The following is a 15,942-nucleotide window of genomic DNA, read 5'->3' as shown; positions in this document are numbered from 1 at the left end:
TGAACCGCATCCTGATAACCTGCGCCCATGTCAGCGCCTCACCACGACGAGACCGCCGGCGACCTCGCCGACCAGCTTCTTCGCCTGACCAGGAGGCTCAACCACGCGCACCGGCACAACTTCGCGCCGGTCGGCGTCACCCCGGCCCAGGCCCGCCTGCTGCGCACCGTCGCGCGCTGCGAGGCCCCGCCCCGGATGGCCGACCTCGCCGAGTTCCTGGGCGTGGTGCCGCGCCAGGTCACGAGCCTGGTCGACGCGCTGGAGGAGCGCGGCCTGGTGCGCCGCGCCGCTGACCCGTCGAACCGCAGGGTGACCCGCATCGAGCTGACGGAGGACGGGCGCACGGCTCTCAAGGAGCTGCGCCGGGCACGGCGGTCGGCGGCCGAGGAACTGCTCGCACCGCTCTCCCGTGCGCAGCGCGATGACCTGAGCGGGCTGCTCGGTCTCATCGACGCGGGGCGGCACCACGACTGACGCGGGGCTCCGGCGCAGAATGGGGACGAGCCGCGCGCATGCGACGGCGCACTGCCCGGAGAGACTCCCGTCAGAGACCGGAGAGACCCATGCCGCTGCTCGAACCCCGTCCCGAAGCACTGCGACCGCACCCGGAACCCGGCCACTCCCCCGCCTTCGACCGGGTCGGCGAGGACCGGGCGCAGGGGACGCCGGAGCCGCTGCTCGGGGATCTGCGACGGCTGCTGGGCGACGACGGCGAAAACGCCAAGAGCGCTGAGAACACCGCCAACGGTGACACCGCCGGCGGCAAGGTGCTGTGGAAGATCTCGGATCTGGTCCGCTACGCGTCCGACGCGAGCCCGTACCGCTTCCTCCCCCAGGTCGTCGTGCTCGCCGAGGACATCGACGACGTCTCGGCCGTCCTCTCCTACGCGCGCGGCCAGGGCCGCAACGTCGTCTTCCGCGCGGCTGGCACCTCGCTCAACGGCCAGGCGCAGGGCGAGGACATCCTCGTGGACGTGCGCCGTCACTGGGCGGGCGTCGAGGTACTGGGTGAGGACGGCGCGCGGGCCCGGGTCCGGCCCGGCACGACCGTGGTCAGGGCGAACGCGGCGCTCGCCCCGTACGGGCGGCTGCTCGGGCCCGACCCGGCGAGCGCCATCGCCTGCACCCTCGGCGGGGTGGTCGCCAACAACGCCTCGGGCATGACGGCGGGCACGTCCCGCAACTCGTACCGCACCGTCGCCTCCCTCACCCTCGTCCTGCCGTCCGGCACCGTCGTGGACACCGGCGATCCCGCCGCCGACGAGGAGCTGGCGCACGCCGAGCCCGCGCTCTGCGAAGGGCTGATGGCGCTCAAGGCCGAGATCGAGTCGGACGCGGAGCTGGTCGCCCGCATCCGTGCCAAGTACGCACTGAAGAACACCAACGGCTACCGCCTGGACGCCTTCCTCGACGGGGACACACCGGCCCGCATCCTGCGCGGGCTGGCCGTGGGCTCGCAGGGCACGCTCGGCTTCATCGCGGAGATCGTCTTCGACACCCTGCCGCTGCACCGATACCACTCGACCGGGCTGCTCTTCTTCCCCACCCTGTCGGCCGCTGCGGCGGCCGTGCCCCTCTTCAGCGAGGCGGGAGCGCCCGCCGTCGAGCTGATGGACGGCAACACGCTGCGCGCCTCCGTCAGCGTGGCCGGGGTCCCGGCCGACTGGGCGGAGCTGCCCAAGGAGACGGCCGCGCTGCTGGTGGAGTTCCGCGCGCCCGACGAGGCGGCCCGCGAGGCGAACGAGGCGAAGGCCCGCGAGGTCATGGCGGGGCTCGATCTGGTGGCGCCCGTGGCCTCGGTGACCAACGCGTTCACCCGGGACGCGCGGACGAGCGCGGGCTACTGGAAGGCGCGCAAGGCGTTCGTCACCGCGGTCGGCGGCTCCCGGCCCCCGGGCACGACCCTGATCACCGAGGACTTCGCCGTGCCGCCCGCGCGGCTGGCCGAGGCGTGCGAGGCGCTGCTCGAACTCCAGGAGCGGCACGGTTTCGACGCGGCTGTCGCCGGTCACGCGGCGCACGGCAATCTGCACTTCCTGCTCGCCTTCGACGCGGCCGAGGAGGAGGACGTGCGGCGGTACGCGGCGTTCATGGACGACTTCTGCCGGCTGACGGTCGAGCGCTTCGACGGCTCCCTCAAGGCCGAGCACGCCACCGGCCGCAATATCGCGCCCTTCCTGGAGCTGGAGTGGGGCGAGCGGGCCACCGAGCTGATGTGGCGGATCAAGCGGCTCGTCGATCCCGAGGGGGTGCTGGCGCCGCGCGTCGTCCTGGACCGGGACCCCGAGGCGCATCTGCGGGGGCTCAAGTCGATCCCCCGGGTGGAGGCGGTGGCCGACCCCTGCATCGAGTGCGGCTTCTGCGAGCCCACCTGCCCCAGCGGGGACCTGACGACCACGCCACGCCAGCGCATCGTGCTGCGCCGCGAGATGCTGCGCCAGCCCGCGTCGTCGCAGGTCAACGACGGTCTGCTCGACTCCTACGGGTACGACGCGGTGGACACCTGCGCGGGCGACTCCACGTGCAAGCTGGCCTGCCCCGTCGGCATCGACACGGGCGCGATGATGAAGGGGTTCCGGCACGAGCGGCACTCGGGGCGCGAGGAGCGTACGGCCGCGCGCACCGCGCGGCACTTCGCGCTGGTGGAGAAGTCGGCCAGGCTGGCCGTCGCGGCGGCCGAGCGCATCAGCGACAGGCTGCTGGAGTCGGTGACGGGCGCGGCGCGCAAGGCGGTGCGTCCCGATCTCGTGCCCGAGTGGCTGCCGCAGATCCCCGGCGCGGCGGCCAGGCGGCTGCCCGCGACCGACAGGACCTCGGCGGCGGCCGTCTACTACCCCGCGTGCGTCAACCGCATCTTCGGGGAGCCCGAAGGGTACGCCGGGCCCTCGCTCCCCGAGGCGATGGTCATCGTCTCGGCGCGGGCCGGGCGTCCCGTGTGGATCCCGGAGGACGTCCAGGGCACCTGCTGCGCGACGATCTGGCACTCCAAGGGCTACGACTCGGGGAACGCGCTGATGGCCAACCGGACGGTGGAGGCCGCCTGGCGCTGGACGGACGGCGGGGAACTGCCGCTGGTCGTCGACGCCTCCTCGTGCACCCTGGGCCTCGCGCACGAGGTCGTGCCGTATCTGACCGCCGCCAACCGCAAACTCCACGAACGGCTGACGTTCGTCGACTCGCTGGTATGGGCGGCGGACGAACTGCTGCCCCGGCTGACCGTCGAACGGCGCCTGGGCTCGGCCGTCCTGCATCCGACGTGCTCGATGGAGCACCTGGGGGACACGGACCGACTGCGGCGGGTGGCGGAGGCGTGCGCCGAGGAGGTCGTGGTGCCGCTGGACGCGGGCTGCTGCGCCTTCGCGGGCGACCGGGGCATGCTGCACAAGGAGCTGACCGCCTCGGCGACGGCGCGCGAGGCCGCCGAGGTGACGGCCAGGCACTTCGACGCGCACCTTTCGGCGAACCGGATGTGCGAGGTGGGCATGGACTACGCGACGGGCGGGCGGGGTTACCGCTCCGTCCTGCTGGAGCTGGAACGGGCGACGCGCCCGGCCTGACCGCGTGGGCGGCCGGGCCGGGCGCGTCGGCCCGTCAGGGCCCGTCCGGGTGCATCCGGGTGCATCCGGGTGCGGGGCGTTCCCCGGGCGAGTCGGGGGGCGTGGGGGGCGTACGGGCCGGGCCTCTCGGTGGCGTCGCCCCGAGCCCGGGGGCCCGGGGGCCCGGGGCGGTGCCCCTTGGTGCTACTCCTTGGCGCCAGCGTGGAGGGCCAGCGCCCCCTTCGCGGGGAGGGTGACCTCGGCCTTGCCGTCGTCGCCGACCTCGACGGTGTTGCCCGCGCAGTCGCCGGGCGCCGCGGCGGCGACGTTGCAGTAGGTGCCGCCGGGCAGTGAGGTGGCGAAGGTTTGGCTCAGTTCGCCGTCCCCGGCGTTGAGGGCGACGAAGCCCTTGTCACCGCGGCCGAAGGCGAGGGCGCTGCCCTCGGACCACCAGTCCGTCAGCTCGGCGTCGCCGACGGCGTTGCGGAAGCCGACCAGTCCGGTGACGGCCTGCTTCTCGTGCGTGTTCGTCCAGCCCTCGCCGCCGCTGGGCGGGCCCGCGTCCTTGTCCGACCACTCGTAGCCCGAGAAGACGTTGGGCGAGCCGTAGGGGTGCGCGAGCATGAACACGTTCGCGAGCGTGTAGGTGTCGCCGTCCTTGTAGCTGAGCGTCGAGCCGTTGCGCTCGGTGTCCCAGTTGTCGACGAACGTGCGGGCCTTGCCGCTCTCCAGCTTGCCGTCGGCCACGTTCTGGAGCTGGCCGGGGTCACCGCTCTGGAAGGCGCTCTTGAGGTGGCCGCCATAGCGGAACTCGTCCACGTCGCCGAGGCCCGTGTACTCCTCGGGCTGCACGGCCTCGCCGCCGCCGTATATCACCTCGGAGACCCAGAACCCGGGGTCGGCCATCTTGCCCTTGATGGCCTCCATGTCGGCGGCGGCCATGTGCTTGGCCGCGTCGATGCGGAAGCCGTCGACGCCCATCTCGCGCAGGCTGTCGAGGTATCCGGCGATGGTGGAGCGGACCGAGTCGCTGCCGGTGTCGAGGTCGGCGAGGCCGACGAGTTCGCAGTTCTGCACGTCGTCGCGGCTGGTGTAGTCCGCGATGTCCTTGCGGCAGGTGTGGAAGTCGGCGTCGCCGTAGGTGTCGGGGTAGCCGTACTTCGTGTACTGGGTGCCGCCCGTACCCGTTCCCGAGCCCGAGGACATGTGGTTGACGACCGCGTCCGCGATCACCTTGACGCCCGCCTCGTGGCAGGCGCTGACCATGTTCCTGAAGGCGTCGGCGTCTCCGAGGCGCCCGGCTATCTTGTAGCTGACGGGCTGGTACGAGGTCCACCACTGGTCGCCCGCTATGTGCTCGCTGGCCGGTGAAACCTCCACATAGCCGTAACCGGCCGGGCCGAGCGAGTCCGTGCACTCCTTGCCGACGGACTCGTAGGGCCACTCGAAGAGGGTGGCGGTGACGGTCTTCTCGCCCGGCGGTGTCGCCTGGGACTGCCAGGGTGCTACGGCGAACAGGCCGCAGGCGGCGAGGACTCCGGCGAGGCTCCCGCCGAGCAGGCGTTTTCTCATGGTTCGCGGCTCCTTCTTCGTTCGGGCATGGGGGTGCCCTGAAGGCAGCCACGCGCCTGGGCCGCCGTGGGGGGAAGTACGCGAGCGAGCCTGCCGGTGACGGCGTGAGCACGTCAAGAGGTGACGCAAGGGTTTCCAGTGACTTGCAGAAAGTTCTTGCCGCGCGGAAGCCCGCATGGCGGCTTTCACGGAAGTCCATGAACCCGCGCGAAGAGTCCAAGGCGGTCCTCTTGCGCACCGTCAGCACCAACGGCGAGTGTCCTGGACGGAGTTCACGCATCCGACGTGCAGTACACCTGCTGGAGCAGTACACCTGCTGGAGGTCAGATGAACGACCAAGGGTTCAGCCGACGTTCCGCGCTGCGCGCGGCGGGGGTCGCCGGTGCCGGGCTGGGCATCGGTTCGATGAGCGCCCCTTCCGCCTTCGCTTCGGCGCAGGGGGTGGAGGCGGAGGCGGGAGTGGGCTCGGCGGCGGGGGCCGCGCCCGCCGCTCCCCCGCGCAGGGGCGAGACCATGATCGGCGTGCCCTTCGAGGGACGCGGCACCGTCCGGATCGGCATCATCGGGCTGGGCCAGCGCGGCGGCAGCATGATCGACCTGTATCTCGCGCTGGAGGGCGTACGGGTCGTGGCGCTGTGCGACCCCGTCAGGGAGAAGGCCGAGAGAGCGGCGAAGAAGGTCACCGACGCGGGCCAGCCAGCGCCCGCCCTCTACACCAAGGGCGACCACGACTTCGAGAAGCTCTGCGAACGCGGCGACCTGGACTTCGTGTACGTCGCCACCCCGTGGGACTGGCACTTCGAGATGGCCAAGGCCGCGATGAAGGGCGGCAAGCACGTCGGCGTGGAGTGTCCCGTCGCGCTGGAGCTGGACCAACTGTGGGAGCTGGTCGTCCTCTCCGAGCGCACCCGTCGGCACTGCATGCAACTGGAGAACTGCGCGTACGGGCAGAACGAGATGCGTGTGCTGCGCATGGCGCACGAGGGGCTCTTCGGCGACCTCCTGCACGCGGCGGGCGCCTACCTCCACGACCTGCGCGGGCTCATGTTCGACCCCGACTACTACGAGGGCCCGTGGCGCAGGCTCTGGCACACCCGCCTCCGGGGCGATCTGTACCCCAACCACGGCTTCGGGCCCGCGGCCAACTACATGGACATCAACCGCGGTGACCGGGCCGTGCGCATCGCCACCTTCGGCTCGCCCTCGCTCGGGCTGGCCGCGTACCGCGAGGAGAACATGCCGGCAGGGCACGAGAGCTGGAAGGAGAGCTACATCGAGAGCGACCTCTCGATCAGCCTCGTCCAGACGGCGAAGGGGCGGGTGATCCGGCTGGAGCACGGGGTGTCCAACCCGCACCCGTACAGCAGGCTCAACATCCTCGGCGGCACGAAGGGCGTCTTCGAGGACTATCCGCCCCGCATCTACCTGGAGCCCGACATGAGCGGGGACGAGTGGGGCGACTTCGCGAAGTACGAGAAGTGGGACCACTGGCTCTGGAAGGAGCACGCCGACCCGCCCGGCGGGCACGGGGGCATGGACTACATCATGCTGTTCCGGCTGATCCAGTGCATGCGGCTCGGCCTGGTCCCGGACTTCGACGTCTACGACGCGGCGACGTGGACCTCGCCCGTACCGCTGAGCCACGCCTCGATCAAGGCGCACGGCGCACCGCAGCGGATACCGGACTTCACCCGGGGGCTGTGGGAGAAGGAGCGGGACGGGGTGGACTCGGAGAAGCCCGAGGGGTAGGCGCGAGGGGCACCGGCCACGTTTCGCGGGGGCCGGTCTGTGCCTCGAACCACGAAAACCCCCGGTCGGCACCGTCACGTAGCACCATGAAGCGCGCTGCGCGGCCTGAACGGTGTCGGCCGGAGGGGAACGCCGGGGAAACGTCAGGAAGCAGCCGGATGCTGATCAGCCTCGGTCAGCTCTCCAGGGACGCCTTGTCCCCCATGACCACCACGGGGTGCTGCTTCGGATCGAGGGTGCGCAGCAGGTGCCGCATCGCGGACTTGGACATGCTGACGCAGCCCGAGGTCCCGCTGCCGTGGTCCATGTGCAGCCAGATGCTGCCGCCCTTGGACTGGCCCTGGGGGCGGGTCGGGTCGAGCGGGCTGGTGCCCTTGACCCGGTTGTAGTCGACCGCGATGACGTGATCGAAGTCGTGCCGCGTCGACTTGGGCCAGGACGGGGAGGGCGTGAAGGCTGAGGTGTGCGAGTACGGGAGCTTCGCGCCGGGGTCGGCGAGGAGACCGCCCGCGTCGGAGAGGGTGAAGACGCCGACGGGGCTGCGCTTGTCGCCCTCGTGGTGGTCGGGGGTCCAGCCCTTCTTGCCGTTGTGGGCCGCCCATCCGCTGTCGCGGGTCCACTTGTCGCCCTTCTTCGTGAAGAGCTTGACGGTGGACTCGGCGGAGTCCTCGCCCTCGCCGTAGACGGCCACGACCTGGCGCGAGTTCTCGGGAATCTTCTTCTGAAGGCGGTCGCCCACGCCGGGGATACGGGTGGGGTCGGCGGCCCGCACGGTGGTGTCTCCGGAGGATCCCGCGGCCTTCTTGGCGCCGGAGTCCCCGCCGCTCGCCTCGCTCCCGCCGCCGCACCCCGCGAGGGTGAGACCCAGCGCGAGGGCCACGGCCGTCGCACCCGCGGCGGTCCTCGCTCCCGTCGCCGTCCTCGCCCGCGCCCCGGCCCCCGGGCGCCCGCGCGAGGACGCGTCGCCCGCGTGGTCGCCGGCCTGCCGGTTCTCTTCCGTCGTGCTCTCTTCGGTCACCTGTGTCATGCCGCTCCGTACTCGCCGGGCCCCCGGTATGTGCATGCGCCCTATCGTCCCACTTGCTCCGTCGTGTGCGCGCGTGCACAGCCGTATCGCCTCCCTGAGCAGGGACGATGCCCTGGAATCCGGGCCTGGGGCCGCCCCGTCGCATACCACCTCGCGGCCGGGGCGCAACCGGGAGCGGGCGCGCGGTGGCCCGTGAGCGACAGCGGTGGCCCCTGAGCGACACGAGCGACGGCCACGCGAGGAGAGCGGGCGGAGCCCGTGAGGGAGGGAAGCCGGGTCCGAAAAGACGGGTTCCGGACGAATCCTGCACCGAAAAGTCAGCTTTGGGCCCCGTCGGTCCTTGATCTGTAAAAACCCATTGATTTACCGCCCCTAATTTCGCGAGCCTTTCACGGCCCCCCGCCCACAGCGAGCCGCTCGGGATGCCATGCTGATTCGCGATCTTCCCTTCTCCGACCCCGGCGTACCCGATGTCCGCTCGGGCTACCGCTTCCTGCTGTGGCTCGGACGTATGCAAGTCGGGGGCCAGGCCAAAGCCCTCGCCTGGGGTCTGCTGCATCTCATGGGCGTGGCCGGGCTGCCGCTGGTGGCCGGTCTTGCCGTGCAGGCCGCCGTGACCCGCTCCGGGACCGGCCTCGCCGAGGCGGGCGCCATGATGGCGCTCATCGCGGTGGCCGTGACCGCGGGCGACACGATGCTGCACCGCACCGCCGTCACCAACTGGATCACCAGCGCCGCGCGGGTGCAGCAGCTCCTCGCCCGCAGAACCGCCGAACTGGGGTCGGCGCTGACCAGAAAGGTGGCCGCCGGAGAGGTCGTCGCGGTCTCGACCGGCGACATCGAGAAGATCGGCTGGTGCGTGGAGTCCTTCTCCCGCTTCACCGCCGCGCTCCTCGTCACCCTCGGCGTGTGCGCGGGACTCGTGGCGTACGAGCCCGAGTTGGGCCTGCTCGTCCTTCTCGGGGTGCTGGTACTGGCGCTGACGGTGCTGCCGATGCTGCCGCGCGCGACCCGTCGGGCCGATCTCCAGCGGGAGAAGGCGGGCAGGGCCACGGAGCTGGCCGCCGACACCGTCGCGGGGCTGCGGGTGCTGCGCGGCATCGGCGGCGAGGAACTGTTCCTGACGCGGTATCGCCGGGCCTCCCAGGAGGTGCGGCGCGCTGCCGTGCGCACGGCGCGGATGTGGGCGCTGATCGAGGCCGTCCAGGTGGCCCTCCCCGGGCTGCTGCTCGTGGCGGTGGTGTGGCGCGGCACGCATCTGGCCCTGAGCGGACGGATCGAGGTGGGTGAACTGGTCACGGTGTACGGGGCGGTGACCTTCCTCCTCTTCCCGTTGCGGCTCTTCCAGGAGTTCGCCATGGCGTACTCCTTCTCCCGGCCGTCGGCGAAGCGGGCGGCGCGGGTGCTCTCGCTCCGCCGCGGCGCGGAGGGTACCGAGGGCGCGGAGGCCGACGGCACCGGGTCCGATGGCTCACGGGAGGAGGCGGCCCGGACCGGGCCCAGCACAGGCACAGGCACGGACACGTACCCGACGGGCGCCCGGAAGCCTGGCGACGCGCTCGCGGGCGACCTGTACGACCCCGCGACGGGCCTGCTCGCCCCCGCCGGGCTGCTGACGGCCGTGGTCTGCGGCGACCCCGACGCCGCCGGCGCGCTCGCCGACCGGCTCGGCGGCCACCCGCCGGACGGGGACGGCGGCGCCGCGGCCGTACGACTGGGCGGCGTCGCCCTGGACAGTGTGCCGCTCAGCGCCGCCAGAACCGCGGTCCTCGTCCAGGACAAGGACCCCGTCCTGCTGTCCGGCACCCTTCGCGAACTGCTCGACGTGCCCTCCTCGACCGCGACCGTCAGCGAGCCCGCGCCCGCGCCCGTGACGCCCGCCCTGGCGCTGGAGGCGGCGCAGTGCTCCGACGTGCTGGAGGCGCTGGTCCAGGGCAGCCCCGACGCGGAGGGCGACCCCATGCGGGCCACCCTCACCGAGCGCGGCCGGTCACTGTCGGGCGGCCAGCGGCAACGGCTCGCGCTGGCCCGCTCCCTGATGGCCGACCCGGAGGTGCTGGTACTCGACGAGCCGACCTCGGCCGTGGACTCCCACACCGAGGCCCGCATCGCCCTGGGCCTGCGACGGATACGCGAGGGCCGCACCACCGTCGTCTTCTCCTCCAGCCCTCTCCTCCTGGACCGGGCCGACAAGGTCGTCCTCGTGCAGGACGGCGAGGTCACCGCCACCGGGCAGCACCGCGAACTCCTGCGCACCGACCCGGCGTACCGCGCCGCCGTCACCCGCGAGACCGGCGACGGCGAACCGCCCGGGACCACCGCCGCTGACACCAGGAACGGCCGGTCGGGCCCGCAGAACCAGCGCGGACCCCACACACACCACGCACAGCACACACAACAGGAACCGCACCAGGGCCGACGCGGCCGACTCGCGGGGTCTGAAGGGGCTGAGAGCGCATGAGCCGGAGATTCGGCGTCGCACCTCCCTCGTACGATCCGGCGGGCTCCGAGTCCGCCACCACGCTCCCGGTGGGCGCGTCCGCGACGGTACGGGCCTATGTACGCAGGCTCGTCCGGCGGCATCGCGGCGCCTTCGCCGCCCTGGTGACGGTCAACTCCCTCGCCGTGCTCGCCTCCATGGTGGGCCCCTACCTGCTGGGGCGGATCGTGGAGGGCCTCTCGGAGGGAGCCGACGCGGGAGAACTCCAGCTCGGCCGCACCATCGCCCTGTTCACGGTGGCCCTCGCCGTCCAGACGTACTTCATACGGCAGGTGCGGCTGCGCGGGGCGATGCTCGGCGAACGGATGCTGGCCGATCTGCGCGAGGACTTCCTCGTGCGCTCGGTCGGCCTGCCACCCGGTGTGCTGGAGCGCGCGGGCACGGGTGATCTGCTCTCGCGGATCACCACGGACATCGACCGGCTCGCCAACGCCATGCGCGAGGCCGTGCCCCAGCTCGCCATCGGGGTCGTCTGGGCCGGGCTGCTGCTGGGGGCGCTGGCCGTCACGGCGCCGCCGCTGGCGCTCGTCGCGCTGATCGCGCTGCCGGTGCTGCTGACCGGCTGCCGCTGGTACTACCGCAGGGCGCCCTCGGCCTACCGCTCGGAGGCCGCCGGTTACGCCGCCGTCGCCGCCGCTCTCGCGGAGACCGTGGACGCGGGCCGCACAGTGGAGGCCCACCGGCTCGGGGAGCGCCGGGTGCGGCTGTCCGAGCGGCGGATCAAGGAGTGGACCGCGTGGGAGAGATACACCCTCTGGCTGCGCACCGTCCTCTTCCCCACCATCAACGTCTCCAACGCGCTCATCCTGAGCGCCGTCCTCATCCTCGGCGGCGTCTTCGTCCTCCACGGCTGGATCGGCGTGGGCCAGTTGACGACAGGGGCGCTGCTGGCACAGATGCTCATCGATCCGGTCGGGCTGATCCTGCGCTGGTACGACGAGCTTCAGGTCGCCCAGGTCTCGCTCGCCCGCCTGGTCGGGGTGCGGGAGATCGAGCCGGACTCCGGTGACGGGGCCCTCGCGCCGAGCGGGCGTGACGTGCGCGCCGACGAGGTGCGCTTCGGCTACCACGCGGGCACGGACGTGCTGCACGGCGTGACCATGAATGTCCCCAGCGGCACCCGGGTGGCCCTCGTCGGCCCCTCGGGCGCGGGCAAGTCCACGCTGGGGCGCCTGCTGGCCGGGATCTACGGGCCGCGCACGGGCGAGGTCACCCTCGGCGGCGCCGAGCTGGCCCGGATGCCCGCCGAGCGGATACGGCAGCACGTCGCGCTGGTCAACCAGGAGCACCACGTGTTCGTGGGCTCCCTGCGCGACAACCTGCTCCTGGCCCGTACGGACGCCGGGGACCCCGAGCTGTGGGCCGCGCTGGCCGCCGTGGACGCGGACGGCTGGGCCGGGGCGCTCGCGGACGGGCTGGACAGCGAGGTCGGCTCGGGCGGCCTCGTCGTCACCCCGGCGCAGGCGCAGCAGATCGCGCTGGCCCGGCTGGTGCTCGCCGATCCGCACACGCTGGTGCTCGACGAGGCGACCTCGCTTCTGGACCCCCGCGCCGCACGGCATCTGGAGCGCTCGCTGGCGCGGGTGCTGGAGGGGCGCACCGTGGTGGCCATCGCGCACCGGCTGCACACGGCGCACGACGCGGACGTGATCGCCGTGGTGGAGGGTGGACGCATCAGCGAACTGGGCAGCCACGAAGCCCTCGTCGCAGCGGACGGCGCCTACGCGGCGCTGTGGCGCTCCTGGCACGGCTGACGGCCTGGCCTCCGGTTCCACTGGCCCAGTCACCGGCCCCGCTCCCCCGCCTCCGGCCCCCGGGCCCGACGCCGAGGGGCGGGGGCGGGCGCGGGCGCCGGTGTCAGTGCTGGCGCCAGGACCAGGATCGAGGCGGGCCGACCAGCGGGGACGGGCCGCCCTGCGGAGGCCGCCCGACCGGCGGCAGTGGCGCGCGGCGGCCGGGGCCGCGCGCCGGGGCGTCAGCCGAGGACGCCCAGCGCTGACAGCGCCCCCGCGCCGCCGAGCAGCATGAACAGCGGCATCAGCACCTTGGTCTCCACCTTGGCCCCCGCGCGGAAGCGCAGGAAGCGCGGGGTGCCCAGTGGATACCAGCGCTTGCCCGCTATCGGCAGCGGCCACAGGATCGGGCAGCCGGAGATCGTGAGCGCGTCGCCGATGCTGTGGACCAGGGCTCCGAGGACGATCGGCAGCCCGAGCCAGAGATAGTCCTGGCCCTCGCCCGTGAAGAGCCAGTCCGAGCCGTTGCCCGGCTTGTCCATGATCCCCGCGAGGATCCACGCGGTGGCCGCTCCGAGCAGCCACACGAGCACGTCGCTGGAGACGCGGGCTGCCCGCCACAGCAGTCCCTCGACCGCCAGCACCATGTGGATGAAGAGGATCACCAGCACCGCCCAGCGGCCGCCGAAGACCGCGGCGGCCGAGAACCCGGCGCCGATGAAGACGGCCCAGGGCCAGGTGTGGGTCAGAGTGCGGTGACCACCGGAGCGGCGCCGTTCGCCCTGGCCCCTGGTGGCGTTGTAGACGGTCTCGGAGAGCTTGTCGATCACTCCGCAGAGGCCGCGGGAGATGGGCCCGAAGGCCCTGGAGATGGTCGCGGACTTCTGGTCCAGGTCGGGAGCGAGCGCCGCTCCCGAACAGATCAGGGCGCCCGCGACCAGCACTGGCCACGGCATCGGGTGGTCCAGCGCGGACGCCGCTGCCCCCACCCCCAGCCAGGCGGCTGCCCCCGAGAGCGAGTGCGCCGGTCCCATCATGGTCGTTTCCCACCCCTGTTGTCATTCGCGGTGCCGTTGGGCCGACCGGGACAGGAGCGGTGGCTCCGCGCGGCTCCGTCACCGTCGCGCGTGAGGGCATCACCCGTGACACGGACGGAGATGACGCCTTCGCATGCGACGGCCGCTGAACTGACGCTTCCGCTTCTGATGCCCGGTCGGCGACACAGCGTAGCGCCACATGATCACCGTAACCGCACCGGTTCTCTGATCCGGGGCCGGGGAAGGCAGTATGGGGGTTGTGACAGCCACCCTTATCGATCAGATCCCGAGCGACGCCGACCCCGATGCCCTTTTCGAGAATTTCTCGGGCTGGGCCGAAGAGCGGGGTATCTCCCTCTATCCCGCCCAGGAGGAGGCGCTGATCGAGGTGGTTTCGGGGGCGAACGTCATCCTTTCGACGCCCACCGGGTCCGGCAAGAGCCTGGTGGCGGCCGGTGCGCACTTCGCCGCGCTGGCCAAGGACGAGGTGACCTTCTACACGGCTCCGATCAAGGCGCTGGTGTCGGAGAAGTTCTTCGACCTGTGCAAGCTCTTCGGCACCGAGAACGTCGGCATGCTCACCGGCGACGCCTCCGTCAACGCCGACGCCCCCGTCATCTGCTGCACCGCCGAGGTGCTGGCGTCCATCGCGCTGCGGGACGGCGCGAACGCGGACATCGGTCAGGTGGTCATGGACGAGTTCCACTTCTACGCCGAGCCGGACCGGGGCTGGGCCTGGCAGATCCCGCTGCTGGAGCTGCCGCAGGCGCAGTTCGTGCTGATGTCGGCGACGCTGGGCGATGTCACCCGCTTCGAGGAGGACCTGACCCGGCGCACGGGCCGCGAGACCGCCGTCGTCCGCTCCGCGACCCGCCCTGTGCCGCTCAGCTACGAATACCGCACCACCTCGCTCACCGAGACCCTGACCGAGCTGCTGGAGACCCACCAAGCCCCGGTCTACATCGTCCACTTCACCCAGGCGCAGGCTGTGGAGCGGGCGCAGGCGCTGATGAGCATCAACATGTGCTCGCGCGCGGAGAAGGACGAGATCGCCAAGATCATCGGTAATTTCCGCTTCACCACGAAGTTCGGCCAGAACCTCTCGCGCTATGTGCGGCACGGGATCGGCGTCCACCACGCGGGCATGCTGCCGAAGTACCGGCGGCTCGTGGAGCGGCTGGCCCAGGCGGGGCTGCTGAAGGTCATCTGCGGCACGGACACGCTGGGTGTCGGCGTGAACGTGCCCATCCGCACGGTGCTGTTCACCGCGCTCTCGAAGTACGACGGAAACCGCGTGCGCACGCTGCGCGCGCGGGAGTTCCACCAGATCGCGGGCCGCGCGGGGCGGGCGGGCTTCGACACCTCGGGCTTCGTCGTCGCACAGGCGCCCGAGCATGTCGTCGAGAACGAGAAGGCCCTCGCGAAGGCCGGTGACGACCCGAAGAAGCGGCGCAAGGTCGTCCGCAAGAAGGCGCCCGAGGGCTTCGTCAACTGGAGCCAGCAGACCTTCGAGAAGCTCATCGGCTCCGATCCCGAGCCCCTCAACTCGCGTTTCCGTGTCACCCACGCGATGCTGCTGTCCGTCATCGCGCGGCCGGGGGACGCCTTCACGCAGATGCGCAAGCTGCTGGAGGACAACCACGAGGACCGCCGCTCCCAGTTGCGGCACATCCGGCGCGCCATCGCCATCTACAGGTCGCTGCTGGACGGCGGCATCGTGGAGCAGATGGACGAGCCGGACGCGGAGGGCCGGACCATCCGGCTGACCGTCGACCTCCAGCAGGACTTCGCGCTCAACCAGCCGCTGTCCACCTTCGCGCTGGCGGCCTTCGACCTGCTCGACCCCGAATCGCCCTCCTACGCACTCGACATGGTCTCGGTGGTCGAATCGACCCTGGACGACCCGCGCCAGATCCTGGCCGCCCAGATGAACAAGGCCAAGGGCGAGGCCGTCGCCCAGATGAAGGCCGACGGGGTCGAGTACGAGGACCGGATGGAACGGCTGATGGACATCAGCTACCCCCAGCCGCTGGAGGAACTGCTCTTCCACGCCTACGGCCTCTACCGCACCTCCCACCCCTGGGTCGGCGACCACCCGCTCTCCCCGAAGTCCGTCATCCGCGACATGTACGAGCGGGCGATGACCTTCACCGAGTTCGTCTCCTTCTACGAACTCGCCCGCACCGAGGGCATCGTGCTGCGCTACCTCGCCAGCGCCTACAAGGCGCTCGAGCACACCGTCCCCGACGAGCGGAAGTCCGAGGACTTCGAGGACATCATCGAGTGGCTCGGCGAGATGGTCCGTCAGGTCGACTCCAGCCTGCTGGACGAGTGGGAACAGTTGGCGAACCCGGCGGACGAGACCGCCGAGGAGGCCCAGGAGCGGGCCGACCAGGTGAAGCCGGTGACCGCGAACGGGCGGGCCTTCCGCGTCCTGGTCCGCAACGCGATGTTCCGCAGGGTCGAGCTGGCGGCGCTCGACAACGTCGCGGAACTCGGCGCGCTGGACGGCGAGGACGGCTGGGACGCGGAAGCCTGGGGCGAAGCGATGGACGCCTACTGGGACGAGTACGACGACCTGGGCACCGGGCCGGACGCCCGTGGGCCCAAGCTCCTCCAGATCGAGGAGGTGCCCGAGGACCGCCTGTGGCGCGTCCGCCAGACCTTCGCCGATCCGAACGGTGACCATGACTGGGGCATCTCCGCCGAGGTCGATCTCACGGCCTCCGACGAGGAGGGGCGCGCGGTGATCAAGGTCACCGACGTCGGCCAACTGTGAACGCCGCTG

The 15,942-nt window shown here is 71.7% G+C and carries 9 protein-coding genes; 6 read left to right on the top strand and 3 right to left on the bottom strand.

Features of this window, described 5'->3' with window-relative positions:
• Positions 1 to 27 precede the first annotated feature (27 nt).
• Positions 28 to 474, top strand: coding sequence for a MarR family winged helix-turn-helix transcriptional regulator (locus ACWGJ2_RS21035; protein WP_453347666.1), 447 nt, complete (start codon positions 28 to 30; stop codon positions 472 to 474).
• A gap of 89 nt (positions 475 to 563) precedes the next feature.
• On the top strand, positions 564 to 3,557 hold the full coding sequence (locus ACWGJ2_RS21030) for an FAD-binding and (Fe-S)-binding domain-containing protein (protein ID WP_453347665.1): 2,994 nt from the start codon (positions 564 to 566) through the stop codon (positions 3,555 to 3,557).
• A gap of 183 nt (positions 3,558 to 3,740) precedes the next feature.
• Here ACWGJ2_RS21030 and ACWGJ2_RS21025 read toward each other — a convergent pair whose 3' ends face one another.
• Positions 3,741 to 5,108, bottom strand: a complete 1,368-nt coding sequence (locus ACWGJ2_RS21025) for an alpha-amylase (RefSeq protein WP_453347664.1) — start codon at positions 5,106 to 5,108, stop codon at positions 3,741 to 3,743.
• Between the two features lie 327 nt (positions 5,109 to 5,435).
• On the opposite strand from ACWGJ2_RS21025, the gene ACWGJ2_RS21020 reads away from it, so the two are divergent.
• A complete protein-coding gene (locus ACWGJ2_RS21020; RefSeq protein WP_453347663.1) occupies positions 5,436 to 6,857 on the top strand; it encodes a Gfo/Idh/MocA family protein in 1,422 nt (473 codons plus the stop codon).
• A gap of 175 nt (positions 6,858 to 7,032) precedes the next feature.
• On the opposite strand, the gene ACWGJ2_RS21015 is transcribed toward ACWGJ2_RS21020, so the two are convergent.
• Complete coding sequence (locus ACWGJ2_RS21015; RefSeq protein ID WP_453347662.1) at positions 7,033 to 7,884, bottom strand: L,D-transpeptidase family protein; 852 nt, start codon at positions 7,882 to 7,884, stop codon at positions 7,033 to 7,035.
• Between the two features lie 427 nt (positions 7,885 to 8,311).
• Between ACWGJ2_RS21015 and ACWGJ2_RS21010 the strand changes: the two genes are divergently transcribed.
• Positions 8,312 to 10,345: an ABC transporter transmembrane domain-containing protein gene (locus ACWGJ2_RS21010; protein WP_453347661.1), complete on the top strand. Its 2,034-nt coding sequence runs from the start codon at positions 8,312 to 8,314 to the stop codon at positions 10,343 to 10,345.
• A complete protein-coding gene (locus ACWGJ2_RS21005; protein WP_453347660.1) occupies positions 10,342 to 12,138 on the top strand; it encodes an ABC transporter ATP-binding protein in 1,797 nt (598 codons plus the stop codon). The genes ACWGJ2_RS21010 and ACWGJ2_RS21005 overlap by 4 nt, the downstream gene beginning before the upstream one ends.
• 221 nt (positions 12,139 to 12,359) lie before the next feature.
• Here ACWGJ2_RS21005 and ACWGJ2_RS21000 read toward each other — a convergent pair whose 3' ends face one another.
• Positions 12,360 to 13,154 (bottom strand): metal-dependent hydrolase, encoded by a 795-nt coding sequence (locus ACWGJ2_RS21000; protein ID WP_453347659.1) that lies wholly within the window; start codon positions 13,152 to 13,154, stop codon positions 12,360 to 12,362.
• Between the two features lie 250 nt (positions 13,155 to 13,404).
• On the opposite strand from ACWGJ2_RS21000, the gene ACWGJ2_RS20995 reads away from it, so the two are divergent.
• Positions 13,405 to 15,933: a DEAD/DEAH box helicase gene (locus ACWGJ2_RS20995; protein ID WP_453347658.1), complete on the top strand. Its 2,529-nt coding sequence runs from the start codon at positions 13,405 to 13,407 to the stop codon at positions 15,931 to 15,933.
• Positions 15,934 to 15,942 lie beyond the last annotated feature (9 nt).

The organism is Streptomyces sp. NPDC054796 (genome assembly GCF_053611545.1).
The sequence above is the reverse complement of the archived record's forward strand: the minus strand, read 5'-3'. Positions and strand labels throughout refer to the sequence as shown.